The 16493-nt window shown below is 72.9% G+C and carries 17 protein-coding genes; 2 read left to right on the forward strand and 15 right to left on the reverse strand.

Features of this window, described 5'->3' with window-relative positions; genetic code table 11:
• Positions 1-26 precede the first annotated feature (26 nt).
• A complete protein-coding gene (locus tag BJ999_RS23170) occupies positions 27-1166 on the forward strand; it encodes an EAL domain-containing protein (protein ID WP_229810303.1) in 1140 nt (379 codons plus the stop codon).
• 16 nt (positions 1167-1182) lie between these two features.
• Here BJ999_RS23170 and BJ999_RS23175 read toward each other — a convergent pair whose 3' ends face one another.
• Both BJ999_RS23175 and BJ999_RS23180 read right to left on the reverse strand, forming a co-directional pair.
• Positions 1183-1860, reverse strand: a complete 678-nt coding sequence (locus tag BJ999_RS23175; RefSeq protein ID WP_179838757.1) for a response regulator — start codon at positions 1858-1860, stop codon at positions 1183-1185.
• A gap of 17 nt (positions 1861-1877) precedes the next feature.
• Complete coding sequence (locus BJ999_RS23180; protein ID WP_179835231.1) at positions 1878-3053, reverse strand: sensor histidine kinase; 1176 nt, start codon at positions 3051-3053, stop codon at positions 1878-1880.
• A gap of 156 nt (positions 3054-3209) precedes the next feature.
• Here BJ999_RS23180 and BJ999_RS23185 point away from each other — a divergent pair, with 156 nt between their 5' ends.
• Positions 3210-3785 carry a hypothetical protein gene (locus BJ999_RS23185; protein ID WP_179835232.1) on the forward strand — a complete coding sequence of 192 codons (576 nt, stop codon included), beginning with the start codon at positions 3210-3212 and terminating at the stop codon, positions 3783-3785.
• A 108-nt stretch (positions 3786-3893) separates the two neighbouring features.
• Here BJ999_RS23185 and BJ999_RS23190 read toward each other — a convergent pair whose 3' ends face one another.
• The 13 genes from BJ999_RS23190 to BJ999_RS23250 all read right to left on the reverse strand — a co-directional run bounded on the left by BJ999_RS23190 (position 3894) and on the right by BJ999_RS23250 (position 16411).
• Entirely contained in the window at positions 3894-4274 is a 381-nt protein-coding gene (locus BJ999_RS23190) for a metal-sulfur cluster assembly factor (RefSeq protein ID WP_179835233.1), read from the reverse strand.
• Positions 4271-4729, reverse strand: coding sequence for a Fe-S cluster assembly sulfur transfer protein SufU (sufU, locus tag BJ999_RS23195; protein WP_179838758.1), 459 nt, complete (start codon positions 4727-4729; stop codon positions 4271-4273). The genes BJ999_RS23190 and sufU overlap by 4 nt, the downstream gene beginning before the upstream one ends.
• A 54-nt stretch (positions 4730-4783) precedes the next feature.
• Positions 4784-6097, reverse strand: a complete 1314-nt coding sequence (locus BJ999_RS23200) for a cysteine desulfurase (protein ID WP_179835234.1) — start codon at positions 6095-6097, stop codon at positions 4784-4786.
• The gene (sufC, locus tag BJ999_RS23205; protein WP_179835235.1) at positions 6094-6858 is read right to left on the reverse strand and encodes a Fe-S cluster assembly ATPase SufC; all 765 of its coding nucleotides are present in this window, start codon (positions 6856-6858) and stop codon (positions 6094-6096) included. The genes BJ999_RS23200 and sufC overlap by 4 nt, the downstream gene beginning before the upstream one ends.
• A 26-nt stretch (positions 6859-6884) precedes the next feature.
• The gene (locus BJ999_RS23210; protein WP_179835236.1) at positions 6885-7202 is read right to left on the reverse strand and encodes a non-heme iron oxygenase ferredoxin subunit; all 318 of its coding nucleotides are present in this window, start codon (positions 7200-7202) and stop codon (positions 6885-6887) included.
• Positions 7199-8335 carry a Fe-S cluster assembly protein SufD gene (gene sufD, locus BJ999_RS23215; protein WP_179835237.1) on the reverse strand — a complete coding sequence of 379 codons (1137 nt, stop codon included), beginning with the start codon at positions 8333-8335 and terminating at the stop codon, positions 7199-7201. Before sufD ends, BJ999_RS23210 begins: the two co-directional genes overlap by 4 nt.
• Complete coding sequence (gene sufB / locus BJ999_RS23220) at positions 8335-9747, reverse strand: Fe-S cluster assembly protein SufB (RefSeq protein WP_179835238.1); 1413 nt, start codon at positions 9745-9747, stop codon at positions 8335-8337. The genes sufD and sufB overlap by 1 nt, the downstream gene beginning before the upstream one ends.
• Entirely contained in the window at positions 9744-10586 is an 843-nt protein-coding gene (locus tag BJ999_RS23225; RefSeq protein ID WP_373292728.1) for a helix-turn-helix transcriptional regulator, read from the reverse strand. Before BJ999_RS23225 ends, sufB begins: the two co-directional genes overlap by 4 nt.
• Positions 10587-10666: 80 nt before the next feature.
• Positions 10667-11749, reverse strand: coding sequence for a universal stress protein (locus BJ999_RS23230; RefSeq protein ID WP_179835239.1), 1083 nt, complete (start codon positions 11747-11749; stop codon positions 10667-10669).
• Positions 11742-13208, reverse strand: a complete 1467-nt coding sequence (locus BJ999_RS23235; RefSeq protein ID WP_229810302.1) for an amino acid permease — start codon at positions 13206-13208, stop codon at positions 11742-11744. Before BJ999_RS23235 ends, BJ999_RS23230 begins: the two co-directional genes overlap by 8 nt.
• Positions 13205-14140, reverse strand: coding sequence for a carbamate kinase (arcC, locus tag BJ999_RS23240; protein ID WP_179835240.1), 936 nt, complete (start codon positions 14138-14140; stop codon positions 13205-13207). The genes BJ999_RS23235 and arcC overlap by 4 nt, the downstream gene beginning before the upstream one ends.
• Positions 14141-14168: 28 nt before the next feature.
• The gene (gene argF, locus BJ999_RS23245; protein WP_179835241.1) at positions 14169-15170 is read right to left on the reverse strand and encodes an ornithine carbamoyltransferase; all 1002 of its coding nucleotides are present in this window, start codon (positions 15168-15170) and stop codon (positions 14169-14171) included.
• The gene (locus tag BJ999_RS23250) at positions 15170-16411 is read right to left on the reverse strand and encodes an arginine deiminase (protein ID WP_179835242.1); all 1242 of its coding nucleotides are present in this window, start codon (positions 16409-16411) and stop codon (positions 15170-15172) included. The genes argF and BJ999_RS23250 overlap by 1 nt, the downstream gene beginning before the upstream one ends.
• Positions 16412-16493 lie beyond the last annotated feature (82 nt).

Below are 16493 nucleotides of genomic sequence, written 5' to 3' on the forward strand. Positions count from 1 at the left end.
CGGCCTGCGGGCGGCATGATGCGCCTGTGTCCTCCACCGACACCCTCGACGCGCTCGTCCCGGCCCGGGCCGTGTTCCACCCCGTGGTCGACCTCGGCACGGGCGCCGTCGTCGCCGTGGAGGCGCACGCCGCCCCGTCCGGCCCGTCCGGCGGCCCGGTGCGGCCCGACCCGGCGTCCGGGGACGTGCGCCGCGCGGTCGCGGCGGCGCGCGCGGCCGCCGAGCTGGGCACCCCGCTGCCGCTGCAGATCGGGCTGCGCGCCGAGTCCCTCGCGAGCGGCGCCGACCTGCTCGGCGAGCTGCACCGCGGACTCGGGGAGACCGGACGGCGCCCGCAGGAGATCATCCTGTGCGTCGGCGGGGGCTTCCCGCCCGCGCGGCGCCCGGCCCTCGCCGCCGCGCTGTCGGCGCTGCGCCGCGCCGGGTACCTCGTCGGGCTGTCCGGCCTCGGCTCCGCCCACACCCCGCTCGACCTGTTGGTCGACGGCGCCTCCTACCTGCTCAAGCTCGATCCCGGGCTGGCCCGGACGGCGGCCGGCGATCCGCGCCGCGCGGCGCTCGTGGCGAGCCTCGTCGAGCTGGCGCACCGGCTGGAGACCCGCGTCCTCGCGCCGGGCATGACGACGCACGACCAGGTTCTGCACCTGCGCGAGACCGGCGTCCGGCTCGTCCAGGGACCCGCCCTCGCGCCGCCGGACTGGCGCCCGGGAATGCCGGTGAGCATCCCGGTCACCGGCGGGCGCGAGGCCCCGGCCCGGCCCGGCGCCGGTCTCGGGCCCCGGGTGTCGGAGTTCACCCTCCCCGCGGTGACGCTGCCGCGGACGGCGACCGCCGGCGAGGTGCTCACCGTGCTCAACGCCGAGACCGGTGCCACCAGCGTCGTCCTGGTCGACGAGCGGCAGCGGCCGAGCTTCACCGTCGACCGGACGCGCTTCCTGCTCCAGCTGTCGGGCGCCTACGGGCACGCCCTGCACGCGCGCCGGCCCGCCGCCCGGCTCGCCGACCCGCCGCGGCCCGTCCCGCGCACCGTCCCGGCGATCGCCGCGCTGCGGGCCGCCGGCGCGGAGGACGAGCGCGTCTACGACGACCTGGTCGTGGTGGACGAGGTCGGCCGCTGCCTCGGCATCGTCCGGGTGGCCGACCTGATCCGGGCCATGTCGCGCTGAGATCGCCGCTGCGGCCCTAGACCGTCCCGGATGATCCCTTATGCGGATCAAGGCCGGAGAGTCCCGTGGCGGCCGTCTCCTGCGCGAGAATGGCCGCCTGGACGCGGCTGGCGAGCCCGAGCTTGCCGAGGATGCGGCTCACGTGCGTCTTGGTGGTCGTCTCGGCCATGGCGAGCCGGGACGCGATCTGCCCGTTCGACAGGCCCTCCCCGAGGCAGCCGAACACCTCGCGCTCGCGCGGCGTCAGCTCCGCCAGCCCCGGCACCTCCGCCGGGGCCGCCGGCCGGGCCGCGAAGGCGCCGATGAGCCGCCGGGTGACCTGGGGGGCGATGATGCCCTCGCCCGCCGCGACGGTCCGCACGGCCTCCACCAGCCTGTCGGCGTCGACGTCCTTGAGCAGGAACCCGGCGGCGCCCGCCCGCAGCGCCCCGAACACGTACTCGTCCATGTCGAACGTCGTCAGCACCAGGACGTCGGTGAACCCGGCGATCCGCCGGGTGGCGGCGATCCCGTCCAGGCGGGGCATGCGGACGTCCATGAGCACCACGTCGGGCCGGAGCTCGCCGGCCAGTTCCACCGCGCGCGCCCCGTCGGCGGCCTCGCCGACCACCCGCACGTCCGGCGCGGCGCCGAGGATCAGCACCAGCCCGGCCCGCACCGCCGCCTGGTCGTCGGCGACCAGCACGTCGATCACGCCGTCCCGCCCCGTGCTCACGCCGCCCCGCCCAGCGAGTCGACGGGCAGCTCGGCGTGCACCCGCCAGCGGCCGCCGTCCGGCCCGGCGGCGAACCTGCCGGCGAGCATCACGGCGCGCTCGCGCATCCCGACCAGGCCGCTGCCGGTGCCGGGCAGCCGGGAGCCGTCCAGGCCGAGCGGGCTCAGGACGTCGATCACCACGTGCCCGCCCGCGTACTCCACCCGCACGTCGGCGCACCCGGACCCGGCGTGCTTCAGCGCGTTCGTCAGCGCCTCCTGGACGATCCGGTAGGCGGCCAGCTCGACCGCCGCCGGCAGCTCCGGCTGCTCTCCGGCGACCTCCAGCCGCGCCGACAGGTCGGACCGCGCGGTGTGCCGGACGAGCCGGTCCAGCTCCGCCAGCCGCGGCCGGGCCGCCGGGTCCGCGTCGTCGCCCTCCCGCAGCAGCCCGATCATCCGCCGCATCTCGGCGAGCCCCTGCACGCTGTTCTCCCGGATGACCTCCATCGCCCGGTTCACGCCCTCCCGGTCCAGGCCCTGCACCTTCAGCACGGCCGAGGAGTGCAGCGCGACCGCGCTCAGGTGGTTGGCGATCACGTCGTGCAGCTCGCGGGCCATCCGGGCGCGCTCGGCGCTCACGGCGGCCCGACGGTCCATCTCGGCCAGCCGCGCGACCTGCTCGGCGCGCTCCCGCTCCGTCTCGGCCCGGGACCGGTGCTCCCGGACGGCCATCGCGGTCAGCACCGGCGTCACCCACACCACCCCGGCGACCGACGCCCCGAGCACGGCGACCGCGACGCCGCGCAGGGCCAACGCCGCCGCGACCGCCACCGCCGCGCTCGCCGCCAGCGTCGTCCCGAGCAGCCACTCCGCCGCCCGGCGCCGCCCGTACAGGCTCGCCGCGTACAGCGCGTCCCCGTAGATCATCACGGTGGCGAGGCTCGGCCCGAACGCGACGTCGACGAAGTTGAACGGCGTCGAAAGCAGCAGCCCGGTGAGCGGCGCCGTCCGCCTCAGCGGCATCGCCGCGCACAGCCCGATCAGCGGGAGCAGGCGCAGCCGGAACGAGGGGTTCCAGCCGTCGGACCAGACGGTGTGCCCGTGCGCCGCGAGCACCACGAGACCGCCCGCGAGCGCGGCGACGGCGATCAGCGCGTCCTGGCGCGTGGTGAGACGTCGGAGCCTGTGCACGGGTCCATCTCAGCATCTCGCCCGGGATGTCTCGTCCGTCCGGGTGAGGAGCGCGCGTACATCCTTCGGACGACCCGCGAAACCTCACCGCAGACGACGATCCGCCCCCGTCCCGGGGCGGACGATGGGATCCCCGCCGTCGAGAAGGGATTCCACGTGCTCCTTGCGGTGATCGCCGGATGCGAGATCGGCTTCTGGGTCCTGCTCGCCGCGGGCCTTCTCGCCCGCTACGCGCTGCGCCTGCGCCGCACCGGCGCGGCGCTCCTGCTGTGCGTCCCGCTGGTCGACCTGGTCCTGCTGGCCGCCACGGCCATCGACCTGCGCGGCGGCGCCACCGCCGGCGCCGCCCACGGGCTGTCGGCGGCCTACCTCGGCTACTCCGTCGCGTTCGGCCACAGCATGGTGCGCTGGGCGGACGAACGCTTCGCCCACCGTTTCGCCGGCGGACCGCCGCCCACCCGCGGTCCGCGGTACGGGGCGGCGCGCGCCCGCTACGAGTGGCGCGAGTTCGGCAAGGCGGCCCTCGCCACGGCCATCGCCTGCGGCCTGCTCCTGACGATGATCGCCCTGGTCGGCGACGCCGACCGCACGCGGGCCCTCGACGCATGGCTGGGGCGCCTCGGATTCGTCCTGGCGATCTGGTTCCTCTGGCCGGTCACGACCACCCTCTGGCCCCCCAAGCCGCGGGACGGCGCCACCCGGGACCCAGCCGAGCACGCACGGCCGGAGTGACGCTCGGCGAGCGGAACGGCCCGCCCGCCGCGCCCTCGCCGGGCTTTCCGACGCCGTGAGGCCGCGCCCCGGGACGGGGCGCGGCCTCACGGCGCGGCGTGGCGCGGGTCAGACGTTGAAGCCGAGGGCGCGGAGCTGGTCGCGGCCCTCGTCGGTGATCTTGTCGGGGCCCCACGGCGGGAGCCAGACCCAGTTGATCTTGACGTCCTTGGCGAGGCCCTCCAGCGCGCTGTGGGCCTGGTCCTCGATCACGTCGGTGAGCGGGCAGGCGGCGCTGGTGAGCGTCATGTCCAGGGTGGCGACCTCGTCGGACAGGTCGACGCCGTACACCAGGCCGAGGTCGACGACGTTGATGCCGAGCTCGGGGTCGACGACGTCCTTGAGGGCCTCAAGGATCTCCGCCTCCTCCTCGGAGGGGGCGGCGGCCGCGGGCGCCTCGGTGTCGGGCGTCTCCTGGGCGGGCGTGTCGGTCGCGGGCGTGTCGGTCATGGTGCCTCTCCGAGTGCGCGGGCGGTCGCGTCCTTCCACGCCATCCAGGCGAGCAGGGCGCATTTGATGCGGGCGGGGTACTTCGAGACCCCGGCGAAGGCGACGGCGTCCTCCAGGACGTCCTCGTCAGGCGCGACGTCCTGGCCGCGGGACTGCATCAGCGCCAGGAACTCCTCGCCGACCGCCATCCCCTCCTTGACGGACTTGCCGATCAGCAGGTCGGACATCACCGAGGCGCTCGCCTGGCTGATCGAACAGCCCATGGCGTCGTAGGACACGTCGGCGACCGTGGCGTCCTGGCCCCCGCCCTCCAGGTGGACGCGCAGCGTCACCTCGTCGCCGCACGTGGGGTTGACGTGGTGCGCCTCCCCCTCGAACGGCTCCCGCAGCCCCTTGTGCAGGGGGTTGCGGTAGTGATCCAGGATGACCTCCTGGTACATCGCCTCCAGCTGCATGGCGTCCTTTCTCAACCTTTCTCGCTACAACCCGGGCACGTCAGGGCGTGTTCCTCAGGCGGTGCCGAAGAACTTCTGCGCCTGCCTCACGCCGTCGGCGAGCGCGTCCACGTCGCCGAGGGTGTTGTAGAGGTAGAACGTCGCGCGGGTGGTCGCCGGGATGCCGAAGCGGCGGCAGATCGGCCACGCGCAGTGGTGGCCGACGCGGACCTCGACGCCCAGCTCGTCCAGGACCTGCCCGACGTCGTGCGGGTGGATGCCGTCGACGGTGAACGACACGGCGCCGCCGCGGGCCTCGGTGGTGCCGGGGCCGATGACCCGGATGCCGGGGATCTCGCCGAGCCGGTCCAGCGAGTGGCCGACCAGGGCCTCCTCGTGGGCGTGCACGCGGTCCATGCCGATCTCGGTGAGGTAGTCGCAGGCCACGCCCAGCCCGACCGCCTGCGCGGTCATCGGGACGCCCGCCTCGAACCGCTGCGGCGGCGGCATGAACGTGGTCTCCTCCATGTGGACGACCTCGATCATGGAACCGCCGGTGATGAACGGCGGCATGGCCGCGAGCAGCTCGCCGCGGCCCCACAGCACGCCGATGCCGGTGGGGCCGAGCATCTTGTGGCCGGAGAACACCAGGAAGTCGGCGCCGAGCCGGGCCACGTCCACGGGCTGGTGCGGAACCGACTGCGCGGCGTCCAGCAGGACGAGCGCGCCGACGGCGTGGGCGCGCTCCACGATCCGCTCGATCGGCGGAACGGTCCCGAGCACGTTCGACTGGTGCGTCAGTGCGACGATCTTCGTGCGCTCGTTGACGATGCCGTCGAGGTCGTCGAGGTCGAGGCGGCCCTCGTCGGTGATGCCGAACCAGCGCAGGGTGGCGCCCGTCCGCCGGCAGAGCTGCTGCCACGGGACGAGGTTGGCGTGGTGCTCCATCTCCGACACCACGACCTCGTCGCCGGGGCCGACCGCGAACCGCTCGGCCCCGGGGCCGGCGGTGGCCGCGTTGCTCATCGCGTAGGCGACCAGGTTGATGCCCTCGGTGGCGTTCTTGGTGAACACGATCTCGGCGGGCGACGCGCCGACGAAGCGGGCGATCGAGGCGCGGGCGTTCTCGTAGGCCTCCGTCGCCTCCTCGGCGAGCAGATGCGCCCCGCGGTGCGGCGCCGCGTTGTGCCGCTCGTAGAACTCCCGCTCGGCGTCCAGCACCCGGACGGGCTTCTGCGACGTCGCCCCCGAGTCGAGGTACACCAGCGGGCGCCCGCCGCGGACCGTGCGCTGCAGCAGCGGGAAGTCCTTCTTCAGCTCCTCGGGCAGAAGGCTCGCCGTTCCCTGTGCGGAGGCGGCCGTCCCCGCCCCCCGGGCCGCTTCCGTCATAGGGACGCGCCCGCCTTCACGTACTTCTCGTAGCCCTCGTTCTCCAGCTCGTCGGCCAGCTCGGGCCCGCCCTCGGCGACGACGCGGCCGGCGGCGAACACGTGCACGAAGTCGGGCTTCACGTAGCGCAGGATGCGCGTGTAGTGGGTGATGAGCAGGACGCCGGTGTCGCCGGAGGCGAAGCGGTTGACGCCCTCGGAGACGACCTTCAGGGCGTCGACGTCGAGGCCGGAGTCGGTCTCGTCCAGCACGGCGACCTTCGGCTTCAGCATCTCCAGCTGGAGGATCTCGTGCCGCTTCTTCTCGCCGCCCGAGAAGCCCTCGTTCAGGCTGCGCTGCGCGAACGCCGGGTCGATGGACAGGGCGTCCATCGCGGCCTTCATCTCCTTGGAGAACTCGCGCAGCTTCGGGGCCTCGCCGCGCACGGCGGTGACGGCCGAGCGCAGGAAGTTGGACACCGAGACGCCGGGCACCTCGACCGGGTACTGCATCGCCAGGAACAGCCCGGCGCGAGCGCGCTCGTCGACCGACATGGCCAGGACGTCCTCGCCGTCCAGCGTGACGGAGCCGGACGTCACCTCGTACTTCGGGTGGCCGGCGACCGCGTAGGCGAGGGTGGACTTGCCGGAGCCGTTCGGCCCCATGATCGCGTGGGTCTCGCCGGCCTTCACGGTCAGGTCGACCCCGCGCAGGATCTCCTTCGCGCCGTCGGAGCCGTCGCCGACGGAGACGTGGAGGTCGCGGATCTCAAGCGTGGCCATAGTGCGTCTAGTCCTTCGTCGTGCGGTCAGTCGTCGCCGGCGAGCGAGACGTAGACCTCGCCGTCCTCGACCCTGACCTTGTAGGTGGCGACCGGCTGCGTGGCCGGCGGGTTGGTGGGCTTGCCGCTGCGCAGGTCGAAGCAGGACCCGTGCAGCCAGCACTCGATGGTGCCGTTGTAGACCTCGCCCTCGGAGAGCGAGACCTCGGCGTGCGAGCAGATGTCGTTCAGGGCGAACACGTCGCCGCCGCTTCGCGCGATGACGACGGGCGTGTCGTCGACCTCGACGCCGAGCGCCCCGTCGGCGGGGACCTCGTCCAGCGCGCACACCTTCACGAAGGTCACTTGGCCGCTCCCCGGTCCAGCTCCGCCTCGATCGCCTCGCGCACCTTCTCGCGCACCTCGACGACCTCGATGCGCTCGATGAGCTGGCCGAGGAAGCCCCGGACCACCATGCGGCGCGCCGCGTCGAAGGTGATGCCGCGCGCCTGGAGGTAGAACAGGTGCTCGTCGTCCAGCCGCCCGGACGCCGAGGCGTGGCCCGCTCCGGCGACCTCGCCCGTGAGGATCTCCAGGTTCGGCACGGAGTCGACCCGCGTCCCGTCGGTGAGCACGAGGTTGCGGTTCAGCTCGTAGGTGTCGGTGCCCTCGGCCTCCGCGCGGATGATCACATCGCCGATCCAGACGGCGTGCGCGTCCCGGTCCTGCAGGGCGCCGCGGTAGTCGACGCGGCTGCGGCAGTGCGGGACGGCGTGGTCGACGAGGAGGCGGTGCTCCAGGTGCTGGCCGCCGTCGGCGAAGTACACCCCGTACAGCTCGGCGTCGCCGCCGGGCCCCTCGTAGGCGACGGACGGCGAGATCCGCACGACGTCGCCGCCGAGCGAGATGTTGTGCGAGACGAACCGGGCGTCGCGGCTGAGCCGGGCGTGCTGGTGGGAGACGTGGACGCCGTCGTCCGCCCAGTCCTGCAGGCTGATCACCGACAGGCGGGCGCCGTCGCCGACGACGAACTCGATGTTGTCGGCGTAGGTCGCCGAGCCCTGGTGCGCCAGCACGACGGTGGCCTCGGCGAAGGGCTCCAGGACGACGGTGGTGTGCCCGTAGGCGGCGGCCGAGGCGTCCTCGCCGCGCAGCCGCAGCACCGTCGGCGCGGAGGCCGCGGTCTCCTTCGGGACGGTCACGACCGTGGCCTGGGTGAAGGAGCTCCACGCCTGGGCGCTGACCCGGTCGGCGGGGACGTAGGCCCTGCCGAGGCGCTCGTCGCCGCGGCCGACGGTCTCGACGGTCACCTCCGGCGCCGCCTCGACCTCCAGGAGGACCTTGCCGCCGTCCTGGGCCGTGCCGTTGTGCAGGCCGCGCAGGCGGCGCAGCGGGGTGAACCGCCACTCCTCCTCGCGGCCCGTGGGCACGTCGAAGTCGGCAACCTCGTAGGACGCCTTCTCGTGCAGCGTCGAGAGAGGCTTCTGCTCCAGCCCCATCAGCCGACGGCTCCTTCCATCTGCAGTTCGATGAGCCGGTTCAGCTCCAGGGCGTACTCCATCGGCAGCTCGCGCGCGATCGGCTCGACGAACCCGCGCACGATCATCGCCATCGCCTCGTCCTCGGTGAGGCCGCGGCTCATCAGGTAGAACAGCTGCTGCTCGGACACCTTGGAGACGGTGGCCTCGTGGCCCATCTCCACGTCGTCCTCGCGGACGTCGACGTAGGGGTAGGTGTCGGAGCGGCTGATCTGGTCGACCAGCAGCGCGTCGCACTTGACCGTGGACTTGCTGTGCTCGGCGCCCTCCTGGATCTGCACCAGCCCGCGGTAGGACGTGCGGCCGCCGCCGCGCGCCACCGACTTGGAGATGATGCTGCTGGAGGTGTTCGGCGCGGCGTGCACCATCTTCGCGCCGGCGTCCTGGTGCTGGTCCTCGCCCGCGAACGCGATCGACAGGGTCTCGCCCTTGGCGTGCTCGCCGAGCAGGTAGATGGCCGGGTACTTCATGGTGACCTTGGAGCCGATGTTGCCGTCGACCCACTCCATGGTGGCGCCCTCGTAGGCGACGGCGCGCTTGGTCACCAGGTTGTAGACGTTGTTCGACCAGTTCTGGATCGTCGTGTAGCGGACGCGGGCGTCCTTCTTCACGACGATCTCCACGACGGCCGAGTGCAGCGAGTCGGACTTGTAGATCGGGGCGGTGCAGCCCTCGACGTAGTGGACGTAGGAGCCCTCGTCGGCGATGATCAGCGTCCGCTCGAACTGGCCCATGTTCTCGGTGTTGATCCGGAAGTAGGCCTGGAGCGGGATCTCCACGTGCACGCCCGGCGGGACGTAGATGAACGAGCCGCCCGACCACACGGCGGTGTTGAGCGCGGCGAACTTGTTGTCGCCGACCGGGATCACCGAGCCGAAGTACTCCTGGAAGATCTCCGGGTGCTCGCGCAGGCCGGTGTCGGTGTCGACGAAGATGACGCCCTTCTCCTCAAGGTCCTCGCGGATCTTGTGGTAGACGACCTCCGACTCGTACTGGGCGGCGACGCCGGCGATGAGGCGCTGCTTCTCCGCCTCGGGGATGCCGAGCTTGTCGTAGGTGTTCTTGATGTCCTCGGGGAGCTCCTCCCAGGACGTGGCCTGCTGCTCGGTGGAGCGCACGAAGTACTTGATGTTCTCGAAGTCGATGCCCGTGAGATCCGAGCCCCAGGTGGGCATCGGCTTCTTGCTGAACAACCGCAGCCCCTTGAGGCGCAGGTCGAGCATCCACTCAGGCTCGCTCTTCTTGCCCGAGATGTCGCGGACGACGTCCTCGTTCAGGCCGCGGCGCGCCGAGGCGCCGGCCGCGTCCGAGTCGGCCCAGCCGAACTTGTACTTGTCGAGCCCTTCGAGCTCCGGGTGGGCTGCCGTAGTCATAGGGAGGTCCCTCCGGACTCCTCGTCACTGGTCAGATGCGTGCCGGCGGACGCCCCCGCGTCCGCCGTGTCCCCGCCAGGGGCGGCGTGGGCGGCGCGGGCGCCGCCCTCGCCGGTGTCGCCGGTCCCGCACAGCGAGCGGGAGCTGACGTGGGTGGTGCAGATGCCGTCGCCGTGCGCGATCGTGGCGAGCCGCTGCACTGGAGTGCCCAGCAGCCGGCTGAACGCCTCGGTCTCGGCCTCGCACAGCTGGGGGAACTCCGCGGCGACGTGCGCGACCGGGCAGTGGTGCTGGCACAACTGCTCGCCGCCGCCCGGCTGGGGCGCCTTGGCGGCGGCGGCGGCGTAGCCGTCCCCCGACAGGGCCTCGGCGAGCGTGCGGACCCGCTGGTGAGGCGGCGCGTCCTGCACGACGGGCCGGTACCGGCGCTCCAGATCGGCGATCTGCCGCCGAGCGAACTCGGCGACCGCGTGGTCGCCGGCCGTCTCGGCGAGGAACCGCAGGGCGCTGGTCGCCAGGTCGTCGTAGGCGTGCACGAAGGCGCTGCGCCCGGCGTCGGTGATGGCGAACCACTTGGCGGGGCGGCCCCGGCCGCGCCGGGACTGCGGCACCCGCGCCTTGCGGATCTCGATCATGCCCTCGGCCAGGAGCGCGTCCAGGTGCCGCCGGATCGCCGCCGGCGTGAGGCCGACGCGCTCTCCCAACGTGGACGCGGTGACGGGGCCGTGTTCGAGGATCAGCCTGGCCACCCGGGCGCGGGTGTCGCGCTCGGGCTGGCCGGACGGCACGCCGACAGGGCGCGCGGTGGCGCCCCGGCTGCTCGTCTGATCCTCGCCCACGTTTTTCACAACATCAGTGTGCCGTAATTACTTCCCGCGAAACACCGGATCGCCAATGTCGTAGCTCACGCAGGTAAGCCTTACCTAAGCTGGGCGTCCTCGCCGGAGGGCGCCTCGCCCTGGCCCGCGCCGGTCCCGCGCGGCAGCACCAGCACCGGGCACGGGGCGGCCCGAACGATTTTGCCGGAGCCCTCCCCGAGGAACACCTTGCGCAGCGGTCCATGACGGCCGGGCAGGCAGGCGACGACCTCGCCCGGCAGCATATCGACGGCGCCGAGAGTGGCGGCGACCCCGGTCCCCACCTCCGCGAGCCGCTCCACCGGCATCCCGTCCCCCAGGCGCGCCCCGAGCAGGCCCGCGGCCTCCCGCAGCTCCTCGTCGGCCCGGGCGACCTGGCGGTCCAGCGCGCCGCCGACACCGCCGAGCCCGGCCGCGAGCGCGGCCGGCCGCAGCACCAGCGTCAGCAGCCGCATCGGCAGCCCCAGCTTCCGCGCGAGCGCGGCGGCGGCCAGCAGCGGGCCCTCGACATCGCGGCGCGGCCAGAACGCCACGGTCATCCGCTTCAGCCGCCGCGCCGAGCGGTCGGGCCCGAGCGTCCGGTGGTGGCCCAGCGACTCCTCGGCGTATCCGCGCGGCGCCAGCATCACCGGCACCGGCGAGTCGTGCAGGAGCTGGTCGGCGGTGCTGCCGATGGCGATCCGGCCGCGGCGGCCGCCCGGCGCCGAGCCGATCACGACGAGATCGGCGTCCGCCTCCTTCGCGGCCTCGATGAGGCCGCGCCCGGTCCCCCGGTGGGCGCGCGCCCGCAGGTCCAGCTCCGGCCGCGGCACCTGGAGCTCGCCGAGCCGCGCGACGGCCCGCGCCAGCGCCTCCTCGGCCTGGCCCCTGAGGTAGGCGACCCATTCGGCGTCCACCGACGCGGGGCCGTGCGCGGGCCAGGCGGGCGGATAGAGGTTGACGACCGTCAGCCGCGCGAGCCGGCTCGACCGGTCCGCCGACCGGACCATCGCGGCCAGGGCGAGGGCGTCGTCGCCGCGCTCGTCGGGCGAGTACCCGACCAGCACGCGCAGCCCGTCCGGTCCCCCGCCCCTCGATTCCCCGGCATTCGGCTCACTGCCGTTCGGTTCACTGCCGTTCGGTTCACTGCCGTTCGGTTCACTCATGCGGGCTCCCTCCGTTGGGCCCTGCGTGCCGGGCCGCCAGGCGCGAGTGGCGGCGGCCGTACAGGAAGTAGGCGGCCAGGCCGACGGCGGTCCAGATCGCGAAGACGGTCCAGGTGACGCCGCCGAGCCCGACCATCAGGTAGACGCACAGCGCGACGCCGAGCAGCGGCGTCACCGGGTACAGCGGCGTGCGGAAGCTGCGCGCGAGCTCCGGCCGGGTGCGGCGCAGCACGATCACACCGACGCTGACCAGGGCGAACGCGAACAGCGTCCCGATGCTGGTGGCGTCGACGAGCCGGCCGAGCGGGATCACCGCGGCGAGGATCGCGATGAACGCCGCCACGATGACGGTGTTGGCGACCGGCACGCGGCGCCGCGGGCTCACCTTCTGGAAGACGTGCGGCACGAGCCCGTCCCGCGACATCGCGAACAGGATGCGGGTCTGCCCGTACATGACGGTGAGCACGACGCTGGCGATGGCGACCACGGCGCCCAGGGACAGGACCAGCGACGGCCACGTCCGCCCGCTCACCGAGTCCAGCACCTGCGCCAGCGAGGCCTCGGAGCCGCTGAGCGAGAACCGCGTCCAGTGCATGGCACCGACCGCGGCGAGCCCGACCAGGACGTACAGGGCGGTCACGACGGCCAGCGAGAGCATGATCGCGAGGGGCAGGTCGCGGCGCGGGTTCCTGGCCTCCTCACCGGCGGTGGAGGCGGCGTCGAAGCCGATGTAGGAGAAGAACACCTTGGAGCCGGCCGCGCTGATGCCCGCCCATCCCATCGGCGCGAACGGGGTCATGTTCCCCGCCCGGAACGCCGTGAAGGCGATCGCGCAGAAGAACAGCAGCACGCCGATCTTGAGGAACACCATGACCGTGTTGGCGGCGGCGCTCTCGGACGTGCCGCGCAGCAGCAGCGCCGTGGCGAACAGCACCACGATCACCGCGGGGACGTTGACGAGGCCGCCCTCCCCCGGCGGGTTGCTGATCTGCGCCGCGATCGTGAAGCCCGCCGCGCCGTCGAGGAAGGCGTTGAGGTAGGAGCCCCAGCCGACCGCCACGGCCGACACCGACACGGCGTACTCCAGCAGCAGGCACCAGCCGCAGACCCACGCGACCAGCTCGCCCAAAGTCGCGTAGGCGTAGGAGTAGGACGAGCCGGAGACCGGGATGGTCCCGGCCAGTTCGGCGTAGGACAGCGCCGAGAACAGGGCGGTCACGGCGGCGAGGACGAACGACAGCACGACCGCGGGCCCGGCCAGCGGGACCGCCTCGCCGAGGACGACGAAGATGCCGGTGCCGAGGGTCGCGCCGACACTGAACAGGGTGAGCTGGAGCAGGCTCATCGTGCGCCTCAGCTCGCCGCCCTCGCCGCGCCCGCCCTCGGCGACGATCAGGTCGACGGGCTTGGTCCGCAGCAGGCTGCGCGCGAAGGTCTCCGGCGCGGTCCCGGCGGTCACAGGGTGCTCGCCAGCGGCCAGGTGGCGTTCGGGGTGACGATCGTCCCCGCGGTCCCCTCCAGGATGCGCTCGCACTGGTCGATCATCCCGATCGCGGCCATGTCGCCCGTCCGCTCGACGAAGCTCACCGCCGCCTCGACCTTGGGGCCCATCGACCCGGCGGGAAAGTCCTCGCCGCGCAGCTCGTACGGCGTCGTGTGGGTGATCTCCTCCTGCCGCGGCGTGCCGAAGCCGCGCATCACGCGGGGCACGTCGGTGAGGATGAGCAGCGCGTCGGCGTCCATGCTCTCGGCGAGGACGGCCGCGGTGAGGTCCTTGTCGACCACCGCCTCGACGCCCTCCAACCGCCCCACGTCGTTGCGGAAGACCGGGATGCCGCCGCCGCCCGCGCACACCACCACCGTGCCGAGCCGGACCAGCTCCCTGATCAGCCGCGTCTCGATCACCCGCTGCGGCCGCGGGGACGGCACCACGCGGCGCCAGCGGTCCCCGTCGGGCCGGACGGTCCAGCCGTACTCGGAGGCGAGCTTCTCCGCCTCCTCGCGCTCGTAGACCTGGCCGACGAACTTGGTGGGATTCTGGAACGCCGGGTCCACCGCCGACACCAGCGTCTGGTTGATCATCGCCATCACCTGGCGGCCGGGCAGCGCGTTCTGCAGGGCCTGGAGCATCCAGTAGCCGATCATGCCCTGGGTCTCGGCGCCGATCGTGTCCAGCGGGTAGGGCCGGGTCAGGTTCGGGTCGTTGACGCTCTCCAGCGCCAGCACCCCGACCTGCGGCCCGTTCCCGTGCGTGATGATCAGCTCGTGCCGCTCGGCGAGCGGCGCCAGCGACCGCACGGCCCGGTCGACGTTGCCGCGCTGGAGCTCGGCGTCGGGCGTCTGCCCCCGCTTGACCAGCGCGTTCCCCCCGAGCGCGACGACCACGCGCATGCGTCCTCCCCCTCCCCGGCGGCCCCGCTCAGCCGAGCGTCGCCACCATGACCGCCTTGATCGTGTGCATCCGGTTCTCGGCCTCGTCGAAGACGATCGACGCCTCGGACTCGAACACCTCGTCGGTGACCTCCAGGGCGTCCAGGCCGGTCCTGCGGTAGATCTCCTCCCCGACGGCGGTCCGCCGGTCGTGGAAGGCCGGCAGGCAGTGCATGAACCTGGAGGCCGGATTGCCGGTCGCCCGCATGACCTCGGCGTTCACCTGGTAGGGCGCGAGCATCGCGATCCGCTCGTCCCACACCTCGGCCGGTTCGCCCATCGACACCCACACGTCGGTGATGACGAAGTCGGCGCCGCGCACGCCGTCCGCGACGTCCTCGGTGACGGTGATGCTCGCACCCGTCCCGGCCGCGACCGCGCGGGACGGCCCGACGACCGTCTCCTCGTCGGGCCAGAGGGCGCGCGGGGCGACGATGCGGACGTTCATGCCGAGCAGCGCCCCGGCCGCCACGTAGGAGTGCCCCATGTTGTTGCGCGCGTCGCCCAGGTACGCGTACGTGACCTCGCGCAACGGCCTGCCGCCGTGCTCGCGCATGGTGAGCATGTCGGCGAGCATCTGCGTCGGGTGCCACTCGTCGGTCAGGCCGTTCCACACCGGGACGCCCGCGTGCTCGGCCAGTTCCTCGATGCGCCTCTGGCCGGCCCCCCGGTACTGGATGCCGTCGTACATCCGTCCGAGGACGCGCGCCGTGTCCTTCATCGACTCCTTGTGGCCGATCTGCGTCCCGCCGGGGTCGAGGTAGGTGACGTGGGCGCCCTGGTCGTGCGCGGCGACCTCGAACGCGCAGCGGGTGCGGGTGGAGGCCTTCTCGAAGATGAGCGCGATGTTCCTGCCCGCCAGCGCCTGCGTCTCCGTCCCGCCGCGCCTGGCCGCCTTCAGGTCGGCCGCCAGGTCGATGAGGTGTTCGAACTCGCCCGGCGTGAAGTCGAGTTCCCTGAGCAGGCTGCGGCCGCGCAGCTCGGCCGCCATCAGGCGTCCCGGACGAGCGGGCAGCTCATGCAGCGCGGGCCGCCGCGGCCCCGGCCGAGCTCGCTGCCGCGGATCGTGATGACCTCGACGCCGTTCCGGCTCAGGTGGTTGTTGCTCGTGGCGTTGCGCTCGTAGGCGACGACCACGCCGGGCGCGACGGCCAGGACGTTCGCGCCGTCGTCCCACTGCTCGCGCTCGGCGGAGAACACGTCCTGGGTCGGGGCGAGGACCGTGATGTCGTCCAACCCGAGCGCGGCGGCGACGGCCCGGTGCATGTCCTCCGCCGGATGATCGGTGATCTTGAGTTCCTTCTCGTTGTCGCCGGGCTCCACGGTGTGGGACGGCAGCATGCCCATCCCCGCGTACTTGGTGAACACCCCGTGGTCGACCATCGTCATGACCGTGTCCAGGTGCATGAACGCCCGCCTGCGCGGCATCCGCAGCGCGACGATCCGGTCGCAGGAGCCCCCGGCGAACAGCGCCTGGGCCAGCATCTCGACGGCCTGCGGCTGCGTGCGCTCGCTCATCCCGACCAGCACGGCGCCGTTCCCGAGGACCAGCACGTCGCCGCCCTCCAGCGTCGCCGGCGCCATGGCGGTGCCGCGGTTCCACACGTGGTACCCGCCCTCGGCGGGCCGGTCGTAGCCGGTCGCGAACAGCGGGTGCCAGCGGTAGACCGCCTCCATGTTCACCGTCTCGCGCATCCGGGCCTTCATGCGCATCGTGTTGATCGACACGCCGTCGTAGATCCAGCAGGACGTGTCGCGGGTGAACAGGTGGTTGGGCAGCGGCGGCAGGACGAACCCGTCCATGCCGAGGGAGTGGAACGCGATGGACGCCGGCTCGGGCATCCGCTCCAGCATCTCCCGCTTGGTGATGCCCCCGATCAGGAACGCCGCCAGCTCCGCCACGTCCATGGCGTCGAAGCAGTTGCGGATCGCGTCGGTCGCCAGCGGGCCGAACCAGTGCGGGTCGACCACCCTGTCGAGGATGTGCCGGCGCGCCTCGGGGATCGTGACGGTCTCGCCGAGCAGGTCGATCAGCAGATGCGTCCGCACGCCCTGGGCGCGCAGCACGTCCTCGAACTCCTCGTGCTCCTCCACGGCCCGCCGGACCCACAGCACGTCGTCGAACAGCAGCCCGGCGGCGTTGGAGGGGGTGAGCCGCTTCAGGGACAGCTCGGGCCGGTGCAGCAGCACCTCCCGGAGCCGGCCCACCTCCGAATCGACGCGGAACGCCATCCCCACCTCCCCGGAGCACGGCCACGGCGCCGCGACTCCCCCAGAGCGCGGATTCCCCGGGGCGCGGCGGCGAAACTAGATC

Origin of the sequence: Actinomadura citrea (assembly GCF_013409045.1) — a bacterium.
Lineage (GTDB): Bacteria > Actinomycetota > Actinomycetes > Streptosporangiales > Streptosporangiaceae > Spirillospora > Spirillospora citrea.

Bases quoted from the DNA above. Each gene is read 5' to 3' on its own strand.
- BJ999_RS23190 (WP_179835233.1), bottom strand. From the start codon at position 4,274: ATGACCGACACGCCCGCGACCGACACGCCCGCCCAGGAGACGCCCGAC.
- sufU (WP_179838758.1), bottom strand. From the start codon at position 4,729: ATGCAGCTGGAGGCGATGTACCAGGAGGTCATCCTGGATCACTACCGC.
- BJ999_RS23200 (WP_179835234.1), bottom strand. From the start codon at position 6,097: ATGACGGAAGCGGCCCGGGGGGCGGGGACGGCCGCCTCCGCACAGGGA.
- sufC (WP_179835235.1), bottom strand. From the start codon at position 6,858: ATGGCCACGCTTGAGATCCGCGACCTCCACGTCTCCGTCGGCGACGGC.
- sufD (WP_179835237.1), bottom strand. From the start codon at position 8,335: ATGGGGCTGGAGCAGAAGCCTCTCTCGACGCTGCACGAGAAGGCGTCC.
- sufB (WP_179835238.1), bottom strand. From the start codon at position 9,747: ATGACTACGGCAGCCCACCCGGAGCTCGAAGGGCTCGACAAGTACAAG.
- BJ999_RS23230 (WP_179835239.1), bottom strand. From the start codon at position 11,749: ATGAGTGAACCGAACGGCAGTGAACCGAACGGCAGTGAACCGAACGGC.
- arcC (WP_179835240.1), bottom strand. From the start codon at position 14,140: ATGCGCGTGGTCGTCGCGCTCGGGGGGAACGCGCTGGTCAAGCGGGGG.
- argF (WP_179835241.1), bottom strand. From the start codon at position 15,170: ATGGCGGCCGAGCTGCGCGGCCGCAGCCTGCTCAGGGAACTCGACTTC.
- BJ999_RS23250 (WP_179835242.1), bottom strand. From the start codon at position 16,411: ATGGCGTTCCGCGTCGATTCGGAGGTGGGCCGGCTCCGGGAGGTGCTG.